Here is a 19,767-nt window from a genome sequence, read left to right as displayed (position 1 = left end):
CCGTCCGCGGAGACCTCCGGCGGAACGGGCGGGACGCGCCGGACCTACTTGATGGCTGTCAGCAGCGGGTCGATCTCGTCGATCGCGTAGGGGATCGACAGGACCGTGTTGAAGGAGAAGGCGGCGCCGATGTCCGGGTCCTGGTACGGCACGAACAGGTCGCGCTTCTCCTTGCTGACCTCCAGCTTCTTGTAGAGCGGCTCGGCCTTGATCCGATCGTTGGCGTCGGTGCTGGAGGTCACCCAGACCAGCCGGTCGGCGTCCAGGACGTTCAGCTTCTCGGCGCTGAGCTCGGCCACGTTGGCACCGGGCTTGGCCAGCTCGTCGATCTCGGGGTTCAGCTTGAAGCCGAGCTCGGAGAAGAAGATCGACTTGGGGTCGGTCCTGGTGAACGCCGAATACTTGCCCGCCTCGAAGCTGTCGGCCACGGTCAGCGTCTTGCCGGCGAACTCGGGGTGCTTGTCGCGGACGGCCTTGAAGCGGGCGTCGATGCCGTCGATCAGCTTCTTGGTCCGGGCCTCCTTGCCGAGCGCCTTGCCGATCTGACGCGTCATCACCTGCCATGACGCGCCGTAGTCGGGGAGGCCCTCGGGCTGGGCGACGACCTTGGTGAACGTGGAGAGCGTCTCGTACTGCTCCTTCTTCATTCCCGAGTACTGGGCGATGACCAGGTCGGGCTTGAGCGCCGCGATCTTCTCCATGTTGTACTCGTCGCGCTCGCCGACGATGTCGGGCTGGGCGCCGCCCCACTTGTCCTTGGTCCAGGGCCACTTGCCGTACGGCTTCTCCTTGAACCAGTCGACCGCGCCGACCGGCTTCACGCCGAGCGCCAGCACGGCGTCCTGGTCGGACAGGCCGAGCGTGACGACCTTCTTCGGCTCCTTGTCGATGGTGGTGCTGCCGTACTTGTGCTTGACCGTCACGGGGAAGGAGCCGGACGTGGCGCCGGTGTCGCCCGTGGGCTTCGACTCGGTCTTCTCGGCGCCGCCCCCACAGGCGGACAGGGCGAGCGCGGCGACGGCGGCGACGGCCACGCGGGGGACGTTTCTGGCGAACCGCGTCAGCGCGGGGCGTGTACCAGTGGACACGGATGTTCCTTTCACGGGGATTTCACAGTGCGTGCCGCGACCCGCCGCGTACGACGGCGCTACCGGCGGGCAGGGCGTGTGGGGGGCTCGGCCCAGAAGGGTCCCTGGGGGCCGGGGGAGCGGGGGGTCTAGCGGCCCGTGCCCACACCGTCGGCGACCGGCCGGGTCTCGGAAGAGGCGTGCTTCAGGCTCCGCTCGAGTACCGAGTCCAGGATCTCGCCGACCCTGATCGCGGTGTTGGACAGCAGGGACGACGTGATGCCGTGCGTGTGCTCGGTGCCGCCCTGGAGATAGATGCCGCAGCGCAGCTCGGGGTCCGTCGTCACGCGGTAGTCGCGCTCGACCCGTACGCGTCCCTGGTCGTCGAGGTGGCAGCGGTCCGCGACCCCGCCGAGGACGCGCAGGGGCTGGGCGGGGCTGTAACCGGTGGCGAGGACCACGACATCGGCCTCCAGCGGGCTCTCCTCGCCGGTGACCAGGGACTTGACCGTGGCGCGGACCTTGCCCTCGGTCTCCTCGACACCGGTCAGCCGGGAGACGTTGAGGAAGCGCAGGCGCTCGGCGCCGAGGACCTTCTCCTGGTACGCCTGGCGGTACAGGTCGTCGATCAGGTCGATGTCCACCACGGAGTAGTTGGTGTTCCCGTGATAGCCCATCAGTTTCTGCTTGATGTCGTCCGGGGCCGTGAAGTACTCGTCGACCGCGTCGGGGTCGAAGATGCGGTTGGCGAAGCTGCTGTCGTCGGCGGGGCTGTAGCCGTAGCGCGAAAAGACCGCGCAGACCTCGGCGCCGGGGAAGCGCCGGTGCAGATAGGCAACGTTCTCGGCGGCGCTCTGGCCGGCGCCCACCACGATGAAGCGGGTGGGGTCGGTGCCCTCCAGCCCCTCCACCTTCGTCAGCAGGTCGGAGTTGTGCCACACGCGGTCCGTCCGCTCGACGCCCTCCGGCATGAGAGGGCTGAGTCCCGTGCCGATGACGAGATTGCGGGCGCGGTGCACCACGGTCTCCGACCCGGAGCGGGCGGTCACGTCGAGGTACTCCACCACGCCGTCGCGTACGACGGGCTCGACGGAGACGACCTCGTGGCCGTACGAGACCATGTCGTCGACCTTCGCCGCGGCCCACTCGAGGTAGTCGTGGAACTCCACGCGCAGCGGGAAGAGGTTCTTGTGGTTGACGAAGTCGACCAGCCGGCCCCTGCTCTGCAGGTAGCACAGGAAGCTGTACTCGCTGGCGGGGTTGCGAAGCGTCACCAGGTCCTTGAGGAAGGACACCTGCATCGTCGCGTCGTCGATGAGCATGCCGCGGTGCCAGCCGAAACTCGGCTGGCGCTCGAAGAAGTGAGCAGTGACGGCCTCCTGCCTGCCGACGCGGGCGTTGTGCTCACTGAGCGCAAGCGCCATGGCCACATTGGACGGTCCGAAGCCGATACCTATGAGGTCGTGGATCAGAGGTGCGTCGCCAGGAAGAACCTGAGACATGTCACTCCCATCGTGCGGGACAGCCGCCTGTGCCAGGCACGGCTGAAAACGAGACGCCGGGCACAACCAAGGCTGGCGGCGCGGAACTTAGGTAAAGCTAACCTGATCTAGCCATGCTGTCGACGGGGGCAAAACCGGACAATCGACAGGTGGGCGCTCTGAACACCGTTGAAAACATGGCCTGTTGCGCCCTTAGGTAAGCCTTGCTTTACTTGGCGCGGCTCTAACGCTCATCAGAGGAGGAACCCCATGCGGGTCGTCATGTTCGGTTATCAGACCTGGGGCCACCGCACCCTGCAAGCGCTCCTGGACTCCGAGCACGACGTGGTGCTGGTCGTGACGCACCCCAAGAGCGAGCACGCCTACGAGAAGATCTGGAGCGACTCCGTCGCCGACCTCGCCGAGGAGCACGGCGTACCCGTCGTCATCCGCAGCCGGCCCGACGACGAGGAGTTGTTCGACCGGCTCAAGGAAGCCGACCCGGACGTCATCGTGGCCAACAACTGGCGCACGTGGATCCCGCCGCGCATCTACACCCTGCCGCGCCGGGGCACCCTGAACGTCCACGACTCGCTGCTGCCCAAGTACGCCGGCTTCTCCCCGATCATCTGGGCCCTGATCAACGGCGAGCAGGAAGTGGGCGTCACGGCCCACATGATGGACGAGGAACTCGACGCCGGCGACATCGTGGACCAGCGCGCGGTGAAGGTCGGGCCGGCCGACACGGCGACCGACCTGTTCCACAAGACCGTCGACCTCATCGCGCCGGTGACCATCGGCGCCCTCGACCGCATCGCCTCGGGGCAGAGGGAGTTCACCAAGCAGGACCGCTCCCAGGCCAGCTTCTTCCACAAGCGGTCCGAGGAGGACATCCGTGTCAACTGGGACTGGCCCGCCGAGGACCTGTCGCGCCTCGTCCGCGCCCAGTCCGCCCCGTACCCGAGCGCCTTCACCTTCCACAAGGGCAAGCGCCTGGAGATCGTGGCGGCGGTCGTCTCCGAGGGCCGTTACGGCGGCACTCCCGGCCGCATCTTCTACCGCGAGGGCGACGGCGTCGTCGTCGTCGCCGGCGCCGACGCCCGCACCGGCCGCAACCACGGCCTCGCCCTCACCCGCGTACGGACGGAGGACGGCCGCGAGCTGTCCGCGAGCGAGTACTTCACCTCCATGGGCGGCTACCTCACCAGCCGCCCCTGACGACCGGAGTGCCCGTCGCCGCCGTGCGGATCACCTGATCCACACGGCGGCGACAGGTGTGTGACGATCAGTCAAAGTACGGCTCATGCCGGGGAGTTGTGTCGGCACATTCGTGTCCGCCGGGGTCTTTAACGGCAAGCGAGGTTAGGCTAACCTCAGTTCATACGAGGAGTGAGGCGCGTCTGCCGGCGGCTCGAACAGGGGAAGGGGAGAGCCAATGGATCAGCCGGTCGTCTCAGGGACGGCTCACGACCCGTCAGGCGCCAAGTTCGCCTTCATCGGCGTGTCGAACCTGCCGACCGACTGGTCCGAGGTCTTACGCGCCATGGTGAACGCCGGTGTGACCGTCGACGCCGACGCGGCGAGGGCCGAAGGGGGCGACGCCTGGGGTGCCGCGGTACGGGCACTGACCGGCCCCGGCGCGGCAGGCGGCTCGACACCCGAGGCGGACGGCGGCCGGGCCAGGGTCGCCGGACCGCCGCCCATGAGCACGACGCCGCCCAGTGTGCTGGACCTCAACGCCTACCTGATGTACGCGATCGGCAAGGCGGCGCGGCGCAGGCTCACGGAGAAGCTGACGGCCCGCGGGCTGCGGCTGTGGCACCTGACCGTGCTGGCCCTGCTGGCCGATCTCGGCCCGCAGTCCAAGGGAACCCTGGCCGCCCGCCTGGACATGAACCTGAGCGACCTGGCCAAGGTCGTGATCGACCTCGGCAAGGCCGAGTACGTCGACTGCACCCGCGATCCGGCCAACCGCCGCCGCGTCATCGTGCGGATCCTGCCGGCGGGGAAGTCGGCGCTGGCCCAGCTCAACGCCGAGGTGTCGTCCACCGACGACGAACTGCTGGCCCCGCTGAGCGAGGAGGAACGGACCCGACTCGCCGGCCTGCTGCGGCGCGTGCACAGGGGCCTCGACCCGTCGCCCTCCGGCGTCGTCCATGACGGCGCGCGCCACGGCGCACCGGACCCGGCGCACGGCGACGCCGTCCGTGAGCGGTCGGTCGAGGATCTCCGCATCGACTGGAACCTGCCCGCCGGAGACATCGCGCGCCTCGTCCGGGCCAGGTCCCACGCCTACCCGGGCGCGTACACCCACCACGACGGACAGCGCCTCGAAATCCTGGCAGGCTTCGTCTCCGAGGGCAGCTACGGCGGCGCTCCCGGCCTTGTCGTCCGGCACGAGGACGAGGGCGTGGTGATCGTCACCGGCGCCGACGCCCGCACGGGCCGCCACCACGGCCTCGTCGTCACCCGCGTACGTACCGAAGACGGCCGGGAGTCACCCGCGGTGGATCACTTCCGGACGGCGGAGGGCGACCGCGTCGCCGGCGTCTGACGCTCAGACAAGTCCGTATGGATCAGACGGCGTTACGGCCGGATCGGCGACCTGCGGCGACGCGGGCAGGAGCGCGCCGCGGCGAGCAGGGTCTGGATCCGGTCGCCGGCCTCCGCGGCGTGGTCCAGCGGAATGGGGAAGGGCAGTCGCACGTCGTGGTGCGCGTCGGTGTGTTCGAGCCGCAGGGTGAGGCCGTACCGGTCCACGGCAACCGGCATGACCCGCCGTACGCCCTGTACGAGGTGCGGGTCCACGAGCCGGGTGAGCCGGGCGACTTCGTCGCTGTGCGCATCGACGAGGTGGGTGAGCATGCCGGCCTCGCAGGCGGCCAGCGGGTCGGGGCCGGCGAGGGTGAGTTCGTCGAGTCCGACCGTGACCGTGCCCGCCGCCGTCGTCAGTTCTGCGTGCGCGAAGTCCAGACGCACCACGCCCGGTTCGGACGCCGTGGAGACGGGGGCGAGCCACCCGGTGAGCGTCACGCGAGCCCGCACGCGGTCGCGCACCGCAGTGGGTGCGATGTCGGTGAACTTCAGTACGGCGGCCACGATGCCGCGCGGCGCCAGGGCGACCTCGGCGGCCAGCGGGCAGTCGTCCGGCACCCGCAGGCACAACCTGCCCCGCTCGTCGAGGGTGTGAAGGCCGGCCGGCTCGCAGGAGTGCCGGTCCGTGACCACCATGAGCGACCCCGCCGCGGCCACCACGCTGCGCACACGCTCCCCGTTGGTCGGCTGGGCCGTGCAGACCTCGGCATCCATCCCGGACCCCCCTTTCAGATTAGGTAAGGCTTGCCTAAGTTACATCATGGGGGTCTCGACGGCCACCCTCCGCTTCGTTCGGGGGGTGCGGACAGGTTCCGGGACGTGGGGGCCGACGCCCCGCAGGTTTCGGCGACTTCGTTGCTGCGGACCGAACATGTCCGCAAGGGTGAGTAGCGTGCGGGCATGGCCTCGAAGAAGACGAACGCGGGACCCGCGCCGACCGTACTGAGCACGCGCGCCCTCAATCGCGCCACTCTTGCGCGCCAGCTCCTCCTCCGGCGCACCGCCATGTCCGCGAAGGACGCCGTCGCACACCTGGTCGGGCTTCAGGCGCAGAACACCAAGCCGCCGTACTACCAACTCGCCGCCCGGCTCGACGGCTTCGACCCGGCGCACCTGTCGGAGCTCATGGCCTCCCGTGAGGTCGGGCGCCTGGTCACCCTGCGCTCCACCATTCACACCCACACCGCCGACGACTGCCTCACGCTGCGGCCTCTCGTCCAGGCCGCGCGGGACCGTGAACTGAAGGGGTTCCGCGCGGGCCTGACGGGCGTGGACCTGGAACGGCTGGCCGCGATGACGCGGGACTTCGTCGAGGAGCGGCCCCGGACGCTGAAGGAGATCCGCGAGCTGCTGCTGAAGGAGTGGCCGGACGCCGAGCCGCTCGCCGTCGGCGTCGCGGCGCGCTGCCTGCTGCCGCTGGTGCAGGTCACCCCGCGCGGCTTGTGGGGGCAGAGCGGTCAGGTGGCGCTGACGACCGCCGAGCAGTGGTTCGGGCGCGAGTCCGAGCCGCCCCCGGCGCCCGACGCGACCGTACTGCGCTACCTCGCCGCGTTCGGCCCCGCCTCGGTCAAGGACATGCACACCTGGTGCGGGCTGACGCGGCTGCGGGACGCCTTCGAGCGGCTGCGGCCCCGGCTCGTCACCTTCCACGACCCGTACGGCGTCGAGCTCTTCGACCTCCCCGACGCGCCCCGGCCCGACGAGGACACTCCGGCGCCCCCGCGTTTCCTGCCGGAGTTCGACAACGTGCTGCTGTCTCACGCCGACCGTACGCGGGTGCTGCCGGCGGAGTACAAGGGCCGCACCTGGACGGTCAACCAGAGCCACTCCACCTTCCTGGTGGACGGCTTCCTGGCGGGGATCTGGCGGCTGGACGAGACGAAGGACGGCTCCTCGGCCGTACTGACGGTCTCGCCCTTCGGACCGCTCACCCGGGCGCAGCGGACGGCGCTGGAGGAGGAGGGCCAGCACGTACTCGCGACCATGACGCCGGCCACTGCGCGCGACGTGCGGTTCGGCACCCACCCGGCACTCGAAGACGCCGAATGAACCGCCCGCCCGCCAGATGAAGCGGGCCTGGGAGCCGAAGCTGGGCTGCCTGATCTCGGCGGCACAGAATGCCGAGGAAGAGGTCCTGGTAGGCATTTACGAGGCCCGTGAGGACGGGCTGACCCAGGCGGATAGCGGCTATATGCTGGGCGGTCTCTCGCCCTCCGGAGTCCAGCCCAAGGCCAACAAGAGCGAGAAGATCGCCATGGAGCGCGTCAGCGAAGAACGTTAACCAGAAGTCACGGTCGAGAGGTCCGTCAACACGGAGCACGACGAAGACGCCTACTGCCGCCTGCTGAAGCTGCTGTACTCCCCACGCGTCGACAGTCCTGCGGCTTAGGCTGCCCGCCACATGGGTGACCCCGGAGCGCTCCACACGCTGCCGGGGTCTGGCCAGTCGGGAAGGACTGACATGACAAAGACTCTCACGCGGGCCATTGAGTCGGTGCAGCGAGCCGTGGATGGCCTGCGCGCCGTCGACTATCTAAGGGTGTCGACAGAGGAACAGACCAAGGGCTACGGCATCGCCTACACCGGCAAGTGCACCAGGGCTCACATCACCAAGAAGGGCTGGAGCCATGCCGGCACCTACGCCGACGAGGGGTTCAGCGGCAGTCTCGACCACACCCAGCGCCCGGACTTGAAGCGTCTTATGGCAGACGCCCGGCAAATCCCGCGCCCCTTCGATGTGGTCGTCGTCCATGCAGAGCGGGCCATCGGCCGGCGCGACCGCGCCTTCTGGCCCTGGGTCTGGAAGCTCGAAGACCTCGGGATCTTCGTTGCCGTCGTCCGTGGGGAGTATGACAACACCACCGAAGAAGGCCGCTCCCGCATGCGCAGGGAGCAGGACCGCGCGGAAGACGAGCGGGTCACCATCCGCGACCGTACGCAGGGCGGCGTGCAGGAGAAGGCGGAGATCGGCGGACACCCCGGAGGGGTCGCCCCATACGGCTACCGCATCGAGAACAAGGGCGTGAAGGGCGAAAGCCGACTCGTCCTTGATACGGGCGACGTGCACGCGGGCTATCCCACTCTGCATCGGGCCTTCCGCCACATCGTCGAAGACGGGATGAATCCCGGCGAGATCGAGGCCATCTTCAACGCGGAACAGATCCCCGCCCCGGCCCTGGACTACTGGCCCAGCGGCTCTCTGAGGCATGTACTCACCAGCCAAGCCGTCCAGGAGGCAGTACGCGTCTTTCGGAACCCCAAGGGGCCGAAGGTCCGCCTGGACGCGGATGGCAGTCCTCTGTTCGGGGACAGCGTCTCCATTAAGCTGGAGCCCGTTTTCACGAAGACGCAACTGGAGCGCCTGAACAAGGCGCTCGCCCGTACCTCCAGCGGTCCGCGGACCAAGGAGGCGGCCGTCTATCCGCTGAGCCGGCACATCGTCAGCACCTGCGGTCGCACCCGTACTGGCGTGAGCAACATCGGCAACAACAAGGGCCGGGCGTACCGGTGCTCGGGTAAGACTCCCCAGGGCACGAATAAGGCAAAGTGTGACTGCGCGCAGATCGACGCCGCGGCCCTGGAGAGCCGCGTCTGGTCGGAGACGTGCCGGATGCTGGAAGATCCGGACCGCCTTCGGCAGATGGCGCAGGACTGGGTGGAACTGGCCGAGAGCAACGGCGTGGACTATGAGGCCCGCGTCAAGGAACTCAACGAGCTGATTGAGGAACAAGAAGACACCATCGACGCCACCACTGAAGCCACGGCCCGCAGGGCCCGGCGCAAGGGGCTCGACAAGCTCGCGGCGCAGGAAGCCATCGCCCGCGCAACGCGCGACCTTGAGATCCAACTGACCGACCTTGAGAAGCTCAGGGACGAAGCGCTGGCGTGGCAGTCGGACATGCGGCGCAACATCGACCGGGCGCACGGCCTCGGGCGACTGGCTGACATTGCCCGCGTGCGTCTGCACTCCATGGATGCGCGGCAGCAGGAAGAACTCATGGACCTTCTGGACCTGCGGGTGACGATCCTTGGAGAGGCCCCCCGTAAGACCCGCAGAGACGACCAGATCAGCGCCTGGTTCCGTGAGCGTGAGCGCGTCGTCCCGAACCTCACAGACGCCGCCTGGGCGCTCGTAGATCCCGTTCTGAAGGCCCGCAAGGGGCGGCGCCCTGCGGACGCCCGGGGACTGCTGGACGCGCTGCTTACGAAGGCACGTACGGGCTGCGCATGGAGCGATCTGAAGTACGGCAACGTAGCCAGCATCTGGACCCGCTGGCTCAAGTCGGGGCTTTGGGATGACCTTATGGAGGCCCTTGCAGTGGCGCCGGGAGTGCCGACGCGGGACGCCATCACGTTGCCGCCGCTGCGCACCGAGGGGCGCATTGATCCGCGTCTGTTCATTGGGGAAGAGCAGTCGCCTGATCATGAGGACCTGTTCAAGGCGTCCGACTACAAGGTCTCCCCCTTCGAGCTGGAGAGCGCACTGCTGGAGCACGAGGCGGTGGCCGAGGCGGCCGTCGTGCCCGCGCCCGACCCGCTGCGGCTCGCCGTGCCGAAGGCGTACGTCGTACTCGCCGAGGGCTGGGCGCCGGGACCCGACACGGCCAAGGTGCTCTTCGCGCACTCGCGGTCGGTGCTCGCGCCCTACCAGCGGATCCGGCGCATCGAGTTCGCCGAACTGCCCAAGACCGTGTCCGGCAAGATCCGCCGGATCGAGCTGCGCGAGCGCACGGCGCGCGGCTCGGAGACGGAGTACGACGAGGAGGACCTGCGATGAGCGCCGTCAGCTCGTACGCCCACGGGACCGGCGCCACGCCGCTCCTCGACGACACCGCCGGCCGCGATCTCGGCCGGGCGGTCGCGGCCCACCCGGAGCGGGAGGCGCTCGTCGACGTGGCGGCGGGAACTGCTCCGGGCTGCGCGCGTCCACTGCGTCGGTGACCGCACCCGGGACGAACTGCCCGACAAGGCGATCGTGGACGGCCGGCACCGGCCCGTGACTGTCGCCTGCGAGGTCGGGAAGGCTCTGAGCTGAGCCCCGACGACAGATGAGCCTGCCCGGCCTGAGGGCCGGCGGGCTCATGCCGTGCTGCTTCAGCCGTTCACGCGCCGGTGCTGATCAGTTCGTCGGCCGGGCGGTTGACCGGTTGCGGCGTGCCCGTGAGGTCCATGACGAAGAGCGGGACCCCGAGACTCTCGGCGCGGGCCCGCGCGTCGTCGGTGTACCCGGCGAGGGAGAAGAACACGCTCACCGCCGAAGCGCTGAGTCCGTGCAGCCACAGGCACTCGACCTCGCGCACGCCGGCGGGGCGGGTGGTCGGGTCGACCTGGGCGACCACGCCGGGCGCCCGCAGGTCGATGCCCGAGGCAGGCCGCTCGGGGGACTGCATGATGTCCTGGAAGCCGAGCCACTTCAGGTAGAGCGCCGCCGCGGTCACCGCGTCCCGCGCGGTCCTGATCGTCATCGGGCGAAACCGCGGGCGCGGGGGAGCGGCGGTCCGCGGCAGGGGGATGTGCGCCGGACGTCCGGCGGCCGGGGCGGGTGTCCGGCCGCCGCCGGGGGCGGCCGTGGGCGGCGCGGAGCGCGGTACGGGGCGTACCGGTATGCGCAGGACCACGCCGCAGGCGCACCCCAGCTCCGGCTGCGGCCACTGGCCCTGGCGTCCGCACGAGCCGCACCGGACGGTCACCCAGGCGTCGGTCCAGGTGCGGTGTGTGATCCGCTCCGGGGCCGCGCCCCGTAAGAGCGGCGGCGCCACCGGCTCCCCGCACGCGCACGGGAAGACCGGCGGCGTGAAGGTGTGCTGGCGACGGCAGGCCGGGCAGCGCACCGGCACGTTCTCTCCCATGACCGTCCCCCTCGGACCGTCGGCGTGTGCGTCTGTGCGTCTGTGCGTGCGGGGGACCGCGGCGTGCGGCCGGGCGCCCGCGACCGCGGTACGTCGCCCATCGTCCACCAAGACCGACGCGTTGGGGAGGGTCTTCAACCAATGCCCGCTCTTGACGCGCGCCGGACCTCACCCTAGATTGCTTCCGTATAGCAGAATCAGAATTCCGCATTATGGAAACTATGGAGTGGCGCTCATCGGCCCGCAACGGTGAGCCGCTCCGACTGGCCGAGCAGGAGTACGCGATGCCTCGAATGACCGCCGCCGCCGCTGCAGTGGAGATCCTCAAGCTGGAGGGTGTCGAGCAAGCGTTCGGCGTGCCCGGCGCTGCGATCAACCCCTTCTACCGCGAGCTCAAGAACGTCGGTGGCGTCAAGCACACGCTGGCCCGTCACGTCGAGGGCGCCTCGCACATGGCCGAGGGCTACACGCGTGCCAAGGCGGGCAACATCGGCGTCTGCATCGGTACCTCGGGCCCGGCCGGCACCGACATGATCACCGGCCTGTACTCCGCGATCGCGGACTCGATCCCGATCCTGTGCATCACCGGTCAGGCTCCGGTCGCGAAGCTCCACAAGGAGGACTTCCAGGCCGTCGACATCGCCTCGATCGCCAAGCCCGTCACCAAGGCCGCCACCACGGTCCTGGAGGCCGCGCAGGTCCCCGGCGTCTTCCAGCAGGCGTTCCACCTGATGCGTTCCGGCCGCCCCGGCCCGGTTCTGATCGACCTCCCGATCGACGTCCAGCTGACCGAGATCGAGTTCGACCCGGAGACCTACGAGCCGCTGCCGGTTTACAAGCCGCGCGCCACCCGCGCCCAGGCGGAGAAGGCCATCCGGTTCCTGCTGGAGTCCGAGCGCCCGCTGATCGTCGCCGGTGGCGGCATCATCAACGCCGACGCCTCCGACCTGCTGGTCGAGTTCGCCGAGCTGACCGGCGTCCCGGTCATCTCCACCCTCATGGGCTGGGGCACCATCCCGGACGACCACGAGCTGAGCGCCGGCATGGTCGGTGTGCAGACCTCGCACCGCTACGGCAACGCGACGTTCCTGGAGTCGGACTTCGTCCTCGGCATCGGCAACCGCTGGGCCAACCGTCACACCGGTTACAACCTCGACGCGTACCTGGGCGACCGCAAGTTCGTCCACGTCGACATCGAGCCCACCCAGATCGGCAAGATCTTCGCGCCGGACTTCGGCATCGCCTCCGACGCCAAGGCCGCCCTGGAGCTCTTCATCGAGGTCGCCAAGGACCTCAAGGCCGAGGGCAAGCTGCCCGACTTCAGCGCGTGGGCCGCCTCCGGCCAGGAGCGCAAGGCCACCCTGCAGCGCCGTACGCACTTCGACAACATCCCGATGAAGCCGCAGCGCGTCTACGAGGAGATGAACAAGGCCTTCGGCCCGGAGACGCGCTACGTCACCACCATCGGCCTCTCCCAGATCGCCGGCGCGCAGATGCTGCACGTCTACCGGCCGCGCAACTGGATCAACTGCGGCCAGGCCGGCCCGCTCGGCTGGACCATCCCGGCCGCGATCGGCGCCGCGACCGCCGACCCGGAGACCCCGATCGTCGCGCTCTCGGGCGACTACGACTTCCAGTTCATGATCGAGGAACTGGCCGTCGCCGCGCAGCACAAGGTTCCGTACGTCCACGTCCTGGTGAACAACGCGTACCTGGGCCTGATCCGCCAGGCGCAGGGCGGCCTGGGCATCAACTTCGAGGTCAACCTCGAGTTCGAGAACATCAACACCCCGGAGCTGGGCGCCTACGGCGTCGACCACGTCAAGGTCGCCGAGGGGCTGGGCGTCAAGGCCATCCGGGTCACCGACCCGAACGAGCTGGGCGCCGCCTTCGAGCAGGCCAAGAAGCTGGCCCAGGAGTTCCAGGTGCCGGTGGTCGTCGAGGCCATCCTGGAGCGCATCACCAACATCTCGATGAGCAAGACGGTCGACATGAGCGACGTCACCGAGTTCGAGGAACTGGCCACCGAGCCCGGCCACGCCCCGACCGCGATCCGTCCGCTGGTCTGACGCACCGCGTCACCGCCTGCCCGTCCCCGGGGCAGGGGGGGGGGGGGGGGGGGGGGGGGGGGGGGGGGGGGGGGGGGGGGGGGGGGGGGGGGGGGTGGGGGGGGGGGGGGGGGGGGGGGGGGGGGGGGGGGGGGGGGGGTGGGGGGGGGGGGGGGGGGGGGGGGGGGGGGGGGGGGGGGGGGAGTGCCCCCCCCCCCCCGCGCCATCAGCCGCACCTTGCGCACGGTCGCGATGACCCCGGCGACGAGCGTGCCGCCGTACAGCCAGCCCGCGTGTACGGCGAGCGCCGTGACCACCGCCATGAGCCGGCTGCCGAACCCGCCCGCCCCGCCGGCGATCGGCACCAGGCCGACGGCGAAGGCGATGGGTACGGCGATCGGCGCCGTGACCAGGTCGGCCGGCCGCACCCACAGTGCGGTCAGGGCGCTGACCGGCAGGAACAGCAGTCCGTACACGGTCGGCGAACCGTCGAACAGCAGCTGGTCGAGGCCGCCGAGCACCAGCATGACGGCGGACGCGAACAGCCCGCTGCCGAGCCCGGTCAGCCGCGGGTTCGGCAGCCGTCGCAGGGCCAGCACGACGGGCGGCACCGGACGCGCCGGTCTCGCCGGCACACGGTGGACGGCGGCGTCGGCGGACCCGCCCGGGGGGAGCAGGGGGGTCTGCGACCGCTGCTGGGGACGAGGGGGACGTGCCCTGTGTTGCTCCACCCCGACAACGTAGGTCGCGGGGAGGGAGGAATGAGGCGCAGGACACGCCCTTTGGCCGACCTTGGCCGTGCGTTCGATGCGACGTGGCCGATCCGAGCCCCCCGGGCGCTTGTCAGGTTCCCGTCGTCGGCCTCGCGCCGCCCGCCCGTAAACTGGGGGATCGGTCCACTCCCGGGCCAGTCCTCACTTCAGGAAGTCGCCAACGTGTCGCTCACGATCGGAATCGTCGGCCTGCCGAATGTCGGCAAGTCGACCCTGTTCAACGCCCTGACCAAGAACGACGTGCTGGCGGCCAACTACCCGTTCGCCACCATCGAGCCGAACGTCGGCGTCGTCGGCGTCCCCGACGCCCGCCTGAACAAGCTCGCCGAGATCTTCGGCTCCGCCAAGGTCCTCCCCGCGACGGTCGACTTCGTCGACATCGCCGGCATCGTGCGCGGCGCCTCGGAGGGTGAGGGCCTTGGCAACAAGTTCCTGGCCAACATCCGCGAGTCCGACGCGATCTGCCAGGTCATCCGTGCCTTCAAGGACGAGAACGTCGTCCACGTCGACGGCAAGGTCTCGCCGAAGGACGACATCGAGACGATCAACACCGAGCTGATCCTCGCCGACCTCCAGTCCGTCGAGAAGGCGGTCCCGCGCCTGACGAAGGAGTCGCGCCTCCAGAAGGAGAAGGTCGCGGTGCTGGCGGCGGTCGAGGAGGCCCAGAAGATCCTCGAAGCGGGCACCACCCTCTTCGCGGCCGGCATCACCGCCGGCACGGAGAAGGGCCAGCTGCTGCACGAGCTGCACCTCCTCACCACCAAGCCCTTCCTCTACGTCTTCAACGTCGACGAGGACGAGCTGGTCGACGAGGACTTCAAGAACGAGCAGCGCGCCCTGGTCGCCCCCGCCGAGGCGATCTTCCTCAACGCGAAGATCGAGTCCGAGCTGATCGAGCTCGACGACGACGAGGCGCTGGAGCTCCTGCAGTCCATGGGCCAGGAGGAGCCCGGCCTGGCCACCCTCGGCCGCGTCGGCTTCGACACCCTGGGCCTCCAGACCTACCTGACGGCAGGCCCCAAGGAGACCCGCGCCTGGACCATCAAGAAGGGCGCGACGGCCCCCGAGGCGGCCGGTGTGATCCACACCGACTTCCAGAAGGGCTTCATCAAGGCCGAGGTCATCTCCTTCGACGACCTGGTCGAGACCGGCTCGGTCGCCGAGGCCCGCGCGAAGGGCAAGGCCCGCATGGAGGGCAAGGAGTACGTCATGCAGGACGGCGACGTGGTGGAGTTCCGCTTCAACGTGTGAGCGGATGCAATAACACCACGTCGGTGACGTGGCAAACATGCAGGTCGGGAGGGGTTCGGCTTTCTGGAGCCGGACCCCTTGGTTTTTCCCGTGCTGGGATGGGGCTGGGATGGCTGCCCCCTCGTCACCTGCCATCACCCCTGCTCATCCCCACCGTGCTGGGATTGCGCTGGGATGTGGATGGTCAGACGTCCTTGATCTGTACGCGGTCGCCGCACAGTTTCGACCAGTCGTCGCGGTCCGAGGTAAGCACGAGGACGGGTGCCGGGGAGCGGAGCGCCATCGCGGCAACGAGGGCGTCGATGGCGTATTTGTGACCGTGCAGGCCACCGGCGTCGCTCAGCAGCTGCACCGCGGTGAGGCTGTCCGCCTGGGTGACGTCCTGGACCTGAAGGCGGGAGAGGACCCAGTGCAGCCGGGCGGTGTCCGTCTTCCCGTAGGCGGCCTCCACCACCGTGAGGGCAGATACGAGAACGGGTACGCCCACGCGCCGAGCGGCCTCGATCCGGGTGATCATCTGGCGGTCGTTACGCAGCAGCAGTGACAGTGCCTGGGAGTCGAGCACCAGGGACCTGGCCGCAGGTTCCTTCATGCGGCGCTGTCGTTCGACGCGTAGGGCGCCGGGGCGTCACCGAACAATTCGCGCTGCGCGTCTTGGACTTCGGCTTCGCTCAGTGGCTCGTGCTCGGCTTCGTAGGCGGCCACGATCTCGGCCAGGCCATCCATGGCGAGCTGATGCCGGACCGCTGCCGTCACGTACGCGGACACCCCACGCTTGCCGGTACGTGTGCGCAGAGCGCCGAGGAGATCCGAGGGCATCGAGACGGAGATGTTCTCCGTGCCGCCGGGGCGGGATGTCTTCATGGGGGCAGTGTAGTACATAAATTATTACAGCGCCGAGGTCCTGTGCGATTTCTCTCCTTGATGCGTAGTCTTGGCGTTCTGGATCTTCTTGTGCTTTGTCGAGAATCCCGTGCTGGGATGGTGCTGCTGGGATGCACCTACATAGCGCCTACATAGCCGCAGGTCAGAGTGGTTGTGGTGGAGTTCCGCTTCAACGTGTGAGCGGATGGGATAACACCACGTCGGTGACGTGGCAAAAATGCAGGTCAGAAGGGGTCGGGCTCTTGAGAGCCCGACCCCTTCGTCGCCCCCGTGCTGGATCGGTGCTGGATGGGGTCGTCGGAAGCCGCGTTTCCGCAGTCGTGTCCGGCCTGTACGACCCACACCACCAGTGCGGCAAGCGGGGCCGGCCAGGCTGTGGGGGTGCGGGAGGGGGCGGGGGTCAGCCGACCGTCATGGGGGTGTCGGGGGTGAGTTCGGCCGCGATGCGTTCGGCCACTTCTTCGGCCATGTTGCCCGCGGGCGTCTTCGCGGTCTTGGTGGCGGCGACCGCGATGGCGATCCGCTTGGACGGCTGGTACGCCTTGATCGCCGCGTAGCCCGAGAACGACGGGTTCTGGATCACCCAGCCGTTGACGACGATGACGCCGAGACCGAAGTGCCTGGCCTTCGTCTGCTTCACGCAGACCGTGGCGGGACAGGTCTTCGTCGCGCCACCGAGGCCGACCGTGCCCGGGTTCAGCAGCGTGCGGTAGGAGCGGGGCGACAGGAGCTCGCCGCTGCCGATGCCCTCCGCCGAGCGGGCCAGGTCGCAGATGTGGGTGGTGATGACCGCGCCGGGCGCCGTGGTCCACGACGGGTTCCAGAAGGTGGATTCCTCGTACAGGCCGCGTTCGGAGGTGAAGGCGTGCAGGACCGGGCCCGGGATGTCGGGGGTGAAGCTGTTCCGGGTGTCGCCGAGGCCCAGCGGCCCCGTGACGCGCTGGTGCAGCAGCTCCTCGATGGGCGTGCCGGTGATCTTCTCCAGTGCCGCGACGAGGAGCACGAAGTTGGCGTGCGAGTAGCTCCAGTTGGTCCCCGGCTTGTACCAGAGCGGGTGGCTGAGCGAGTAGCCCACCAGCTGCTTCGGCGTCCACTGCCGGAACGGGTGGGCCTCCAGCGCGGCCAGGAAGTCCGGGTCCGTGACGTAGTCGTGCAGGCCGCTGGTGGCGTTGCCCAGCATCCGCAGGGTGATCCTGTCGGCGTGGGGCAGTCCGGGCAGCCAGCGCTCCACCGTGTCGTCGAGGCCGACCTTCCCCTCTTCGACCAGCTGGAGGAGGGTCGTGCCCAGGTAGGAGAAGACCACGGAGCCGGCGCGGAAGTGCATGCCCGGCTCGGCCGGAACGTTGGTCATGGACTCGCCGAGCGCGTCGGTGACGACGTTCCGCCCGTCGGCGGTGACCCGCACCTGCACGGCCTTCAGCCGGAGTTCGGCCTTGGCCCTGCGGACGATGTCCAGGACCTGCCCGGCCTCGCCGCCGGGTCCCTGGGCCCTGACGCAGTCGGGGCCGCCCCGGTCGTCGGGGCCCCCGGCCGCCGCGGGCGCGGCGGCGGTGGTCTGCAGTGTGGCGGCGAGGAGGGCGGCGCACAGGAGGGCCCCGCGAGCGCGCGCCGGGGTGCGCGGCCGCGTACGGAAGGGAGTACGTGTCATGCCCGCACTATGTCGGGAAGAGCGCCGCAATTGCGTACAAAACACCTCCACAACGTCGGTGTCCCGCCATGTGGGGCAAGGCGGCCCCCGGGAAGCGCCCGCGCGTCACGACAGGCGCTCCGCGCCGTGTCGGACCACGGAGGCTCCTCAAGCGGGGCGTACGGTCCGGGCGACGAGCACGTCGAACTCCTCGATGCTGCGCGTGACCACCCGCGCCTGCGCCGTGGCCTTCTCCCGCACCGCCGCCACCGCCCCGCGCGACGCCGCCAGGGACTCCCGGTCGGTGTACATGGCCCCCACGCAGGCCCGGCCCCCGGCGCGGTCCACGAGCAGCGACACCCCGGCGAAGCCCGGGATCTTCCGCAGCCCGGGCAGGGCGGTGTCGCGGAACGTCTCCACCAGCCGGTCCGTGTCCGCCGGATCGAACTCCAGACGGACCAGCCGGAACCCGGCGCGCGGCCCCAGCGACTCCGGAGGGCTGACGACCGCCGCCTCCCAGTGGTCGGTCGCCACCGTCGCTGCGAAGGGCGCGATCAGCTCGGCGCGGCGCTCGCGCAGGTGGTCGTCGCTGGCCCGCAGGCTCTCCTCGTCCTCCCACCACGACCCCACCAGGAGCTTGCCGAGCTCGCGGTCGACGAACAGGCCGATCCCGCGGTGGCCCGGCTCCTCCGACAGCAGCCTGCGCCCCTCGGTGCTGATGGCCTCGGCCACGCCGTCGAGCTTGGCCGGATCACCGGTCGCGTAGGTCGTGCGAACGTACATGGCGCCCTCTCCTGTGGTCCGGCGGCCCCGTCCGCGACGGGGCCCCGCTCGGCGCGGGAGGCCTGACGGGCCCCCGTGCGCTGTGCTCCATGCGACGGGGGGAAGCGGCGGGAATCAAGGCGGCAGGTGCGTCCGGGTGACGCTCCGCGCGCCGTGGAGTGGAGGGCCTGCGCCAACCGGCGGAGCATGGAGGAGGAGCCCGCTCCGGCCCGCGGACCGTCGGTGGTGACCTGGCGGGCGGCAGGAGGACAGCGACATGACGGAGCAGACGCTCGACCCGGCCCGGCAGGAACAGTTCGCGGAGCGGATGCTGCACGTACTCAACGACTCCTGCCTCGGGTACCTGTGCAGCCTCGGCCACCGCACGGGGCTCTTCGACGTCATGGCAGGTCTGGCGCCGTCGACCAGCCCGCAGATCGCGGAGGCCACGCGCCTCGACGAGCGGTACGTACGGGAGTGGCTCGGCGGGATGACCGTCGGGGGCGTCGTCGAGTACGACCCGGCGCGCGGCACCTACCGGCTGCCGCCCGAGCACGCCGCGTCGCTCGTGCGGGCGGCCGGGCCGGGCAACGTCGCCTCCTTCATGCAGGACCTGGCGATGCTGGGCAACGTCGAGGACAAGGTGCTCGACGCGTTCCGACGCGGTGGCGGCGTCCCGTACTCGGCGTACCCGCGCTTCCAGGAGCTCCAGGCGGAGGAGACCGCGCGGGTGTACGACGCGGCGCTCGTCGACGAGATCGTCCCGCTGGTGCCCGGCCTGCCGGAGCGGCTGAGCCGGGGCATCGACGCGCTGGACATCGGCACCGGTCAGGGCCACGCGGTCAACCTGCTGGCCCGGGCGTTCCCCGCCAGTCAGTTCCTCGGTGTGGACATCTCCGACACCGGGATCGCGGCGGCGCGGGAGGAGGCGGAGCTGCTGGGGCTCGACAACGCCCGGTTCATGGTGTCCGACACCGCCGAACTGGCCGGCACGTACGACCTGATCACGGCCTTCGACGTGATCCACGACCTGGCACGGCCGGAGCGCGCCCTGTCGGCGGTGGCCGGCGCGCTGCGGGACGACGGGGTGTTCCTGATGGGGGACATCGCCGCCTCCAGCAAGCTGGAGGAGAACATCGGCCACCCCCTCGGCCCGACCCTCTACGCCTTCTCGGTCTTCTACTGCATGACCGTCTCGCTCGGCGAGGGCGGCGCCGGCCTCGGCACGGTGTGGGGCAGGCAGCGCGCGCTCCAGATGCTGGGGGAGGCGGGGTTCGACGACGTCGACGTGCGGGAGGTGGAGGGCGACGTCCTCAACGTCTACTACGTGGCGCGGACGTCCCGCCGCTGACGCGTAGGTGGTGCGCACGTCCCGCCGCGTAGGTCGTTGACGCGTACGGGGTGCGTACGGCCCGCTCCTCGGCGCCGC

Annotated in this window: 17 protein-coding genes and 1 pseudogene; 9 read left to right on the top strand and 9 right to left on the bottom strand. The window is 69.8% G+C overall.

The window, feature by feature from the left end:
* Window positions 1-44: 44 nt before the first annotated feature.
* Together AC07FK_RS03190 and AC07FK_RS03185 are read right to left on the bottom strand one after the other, a co-directional pair.
* A complete protein-coding gene (locus AC07FK_RS03190; RefSeq protein ID WP_479102021.1) occupies window positions 45-1,088 on the bottom strand; it encodes an iron-siderophore ABC transporter substrate-binding protein in 1,044 nt (347 codons plus the stop codon).
* A gap of 128 nt (window positions 1,089-1,216) precedes the next feature.
* A complete protein-coding gene (locus AC07FK_RS03185) occupies window positions 1,217-2,569 on the bottom strand; it encodes a lysine N(6)-hydroxylase/L-ornithine N(5)-oxygenase family protein (RefSeq protein ID WP_479102019.1) in 1,353 nt (450 codons plus the stop codon).
* 249 nt (window positions 2,570-2,818) lie between these two features.
* On the opposite strand from AC07FK_RS03185, the gene AC07FK_RS03180 reads away from it, so the two are divergent.
* Entirely contained in the window at window positions 2,819-3,766 is a 948-nt protein-coding gene (locus tag AC07FK_RS03180; protein WP_479102017.1) for a methionyl-tRNA formyltransferase, read from the top strand.
* Between the two features lie 217 nt (window positions 3,767-3,983).
* On the top strand, window positions 3,984-5,102 hold the full coding sequence (locus AC07FK_RS03175; RefSeq protein WP_479102015.1) for a MarR family winged helix-turn-helix transcriptional regulator: 1,119 nt from the start codon (window positions 3,984-3,986) through the stop codon (window positions 5,100-5,102).
* A 32-nt stretch (window positions 5,103-5,134) separates the two neighbouring features.
* Here the strand turns inward: AC07FK_RS03175 and AC07FK_RS03170 are convergent, their stop codons facing one another.
* The gene (locus tag AC07FK_RS03170; protein ID WP_479102013.1) at window positions 5,135-5,857 is read right to left on the bottom strand and encodes a DUF2470 domain-containing protein; all 723 of its coding nucleotides are present in this window, start codon (window positions 5,855-5,857) and stop codon (window positions 5,135-5,137) included.
* Window positions 5,858-6,043: 186 nt separating this feature from the next.
* Between AC07FK_RS03170 and AC07FK_RS03165 the strand changes: the two genes are divergently transcribed.
* The 4 genes from AC07FK_RS03165 to AC07FK_RS03150 all read left to right on the top strand — a co-directional run bounded on the left by AC07FK_RS03165 (window position 6,044) and on the right by AC07FK_RS03150 (window position 10,084).
* Window positions 6,044-7,192: a winged helix DNA-binding domain-containing protein gene (locus AC07FK_RS03165; RefSeq protein ID WP_479102011.1), complete on the top strand. Its 1,149-nt coding sequence runs from the start codon at window positions 6,044-6,046 to the stop codon at window positions 7,190-7,192.
* Between the two features lie 16 nt (window positions 7,193-7,208).
* Window positions 7,209-7,424: a hypothetical protein gene (locus AC07FK_RS03160; protein ID WP_479102009.1), complete on the top strand. Its 216-nt coding sequence runs from the start codon at window positions 7,209-7,211 to the stop codon at window positions 7,422-7,424.
* A gap of 180 nt (window positions 7,425-7,604) precedes the next feature.
* Complete coding sequence (locus AC07FK_RS03155) at window positions 7,605-9,920, top strand: recombinase family protein (RefSeq protein ID WP_479102007.1); 2,316 nt, start codon at window positions 7,605-7,607, stop codon at window positions 9,918-9,920.
* Window positions 9,917-10,084, top strand: coding sequence for a hypothetical protein (locus tag AC07FK_RS03150; protein ID WP_479102600.1), 168 nt, complete (start codon window positions 9,917-9,919; stop codon window positions 10,082-10,084). The genes AC07FK_RS03155 and AC07FK_RS03150 overlap by 4 nt, the downstream gene beginning before the upstream one ends.
* 161 nt (window positions 10,085-10,245) lie before the next feature.
* Here AC07FK_RS03150 and AC07FK_RS03145 read toward each other — a convergent pair whose 3' ends face one another.
* Window positions 10,246-10,992: a hypothetical protein gene (locus AC07FK_RS03145; RefSeq protein ID WP_479102005.1), complete on the bottom strand. Its 747-nt coding sequence runs from the start codon at window positions 10,990-10,992 to the stop codon at window positions 10,246-10,248.
* Between the two features lie 284 nt (window positions 10,993-11,276).
* On the opposite strand from AC07FK_RS03145, the gene gcl reads away from it, so the two are divergent.
* Complete coding sequence (gene gcl / locus AC07FK_RS03140) at window positions 11,277-13,061, top strand: glyoxylate carboligase (protein ID WP_479102561.1); 1,785 nt, start codon at window positions 11,277-11,279, stop codon at window positions 13,059-13,061.
* Window positions 13,062-13,219: 158 nt separating this feature from the next.
* On the opposite strand, the pseudogene AC07FK_RS03135 reads toward gcl, so the two are convergent.
* Window positions 13,220-13,717 (bottom strand): annotated as a pseudogene (locus AC07FK_RS03135) (DUF6542 domain-containing protein); the annotation flags it as partial.
* A 258-nt stretch (window positions 13,718-13,975) separates the two neighbouring features.
* Between AC07FK_RS03135 and ychF the strand changes: the two are divergent.
* Window positions 13,976-15,064 carry a redox-regulated ATPase YchF gene (gene ychF / locus AC07FK_RS03130; protein ID WP_479102003.1) on the top strand — a complete coding sequence of 363 codons (1,089 nt, stop codon included), beginning with the start codon at window positions 13,976-13,978 and terminating at the stop codon, window positions 15,062-15,064.
* A 184-nt stretch (window positions 15,065-15,248) separates the two neighbouring features.
* Here the strand turns inward: ychF and AC07FK_RS03125 are convergent, their stop codons facing one another.
* From AC07FK_RS03125 to AC07FK_RS03110, 4 genes are all read right to left on the bottom strand, one after another.
* Window positions 15,249-15,656 (bottom strand): type II toxin-antitoxin system VapC family toxin, encoded by a 408-nt coding sequence (locus tag AC07FK_RS03125; protein WP_479102001.1) that lies wholly within the window; start codon window positions 15,654-15,656, stop codon window positions 15,249-15,251.
* On the bottom strand, window positions 15,653-15,928 hold the full coding sequence (locus tag AC07FK_RS03120; RefSeq protein WP_479101999.1) for a hypothetical protein: 276 nt from the start codon (window positions 15,926-15,928) through the stop codon (window positions 15,653-15,655). The genes AC07FK_RS03125 and AC07FK_RS03120 overlap by 4 nt, the downstream gene beginning before the upstream one ends.
* 421 nt (window positions 15,929-16,349) lie before the next feature.
* Window positions 16,350-17,597: a serine hydrolase domain-containing protein gene (locus AC07FK_RS03115; RefSeq protein WP_479101997.1), complete on the bottom strand. Its 1,248-nt coding sequence runs from the start codon at window positions 17,595-17,597 to the stop codon at window positions 16,350-16,352.
* A 147-nt stretch (window positions 17,598-17,744) separates the two neighbouring features.
* Window positions 17,745-18,359 carry an antibiotic biosynthesis monooxygenase gene (locus AC07FK_RS03110; RefSeq protein ID WP_479101995.1) on the bottom strand — a complete coding sequence of 205 codons (615 nt, stop codon included), beginning with the start codon at window positions 18,357-18,359 and terminating at the stop codon, window positions 17,745-17,747.
* Between the two features lie 256 nt (window positions 18,360-18,615).
* Between AC07FK_RS03110 and AC07FK_RS03105 the strand changes: the two genes are divergently transcribed.
* Entirely contained in the window at window positions 18,616-19,689 is a 1,074-nt protein-coding gene (locus tag AC07FK_RS03105; RefSeq protein ID WP_479101993.1) for a class I SAM-dependent methyltransferase, read from the top strand.
* Window positions 19,690-19,767 lie beyond the last annotated feature (78 nt).

The organism is Streptomyces sp. NPDC046122 (assembly GCF_056429965.1).
The sequence above is the reverse complement of the archived record's forward strand: the minus strand, read 5'-3'. Positions and strand labels throughout refer to the sequence as shown.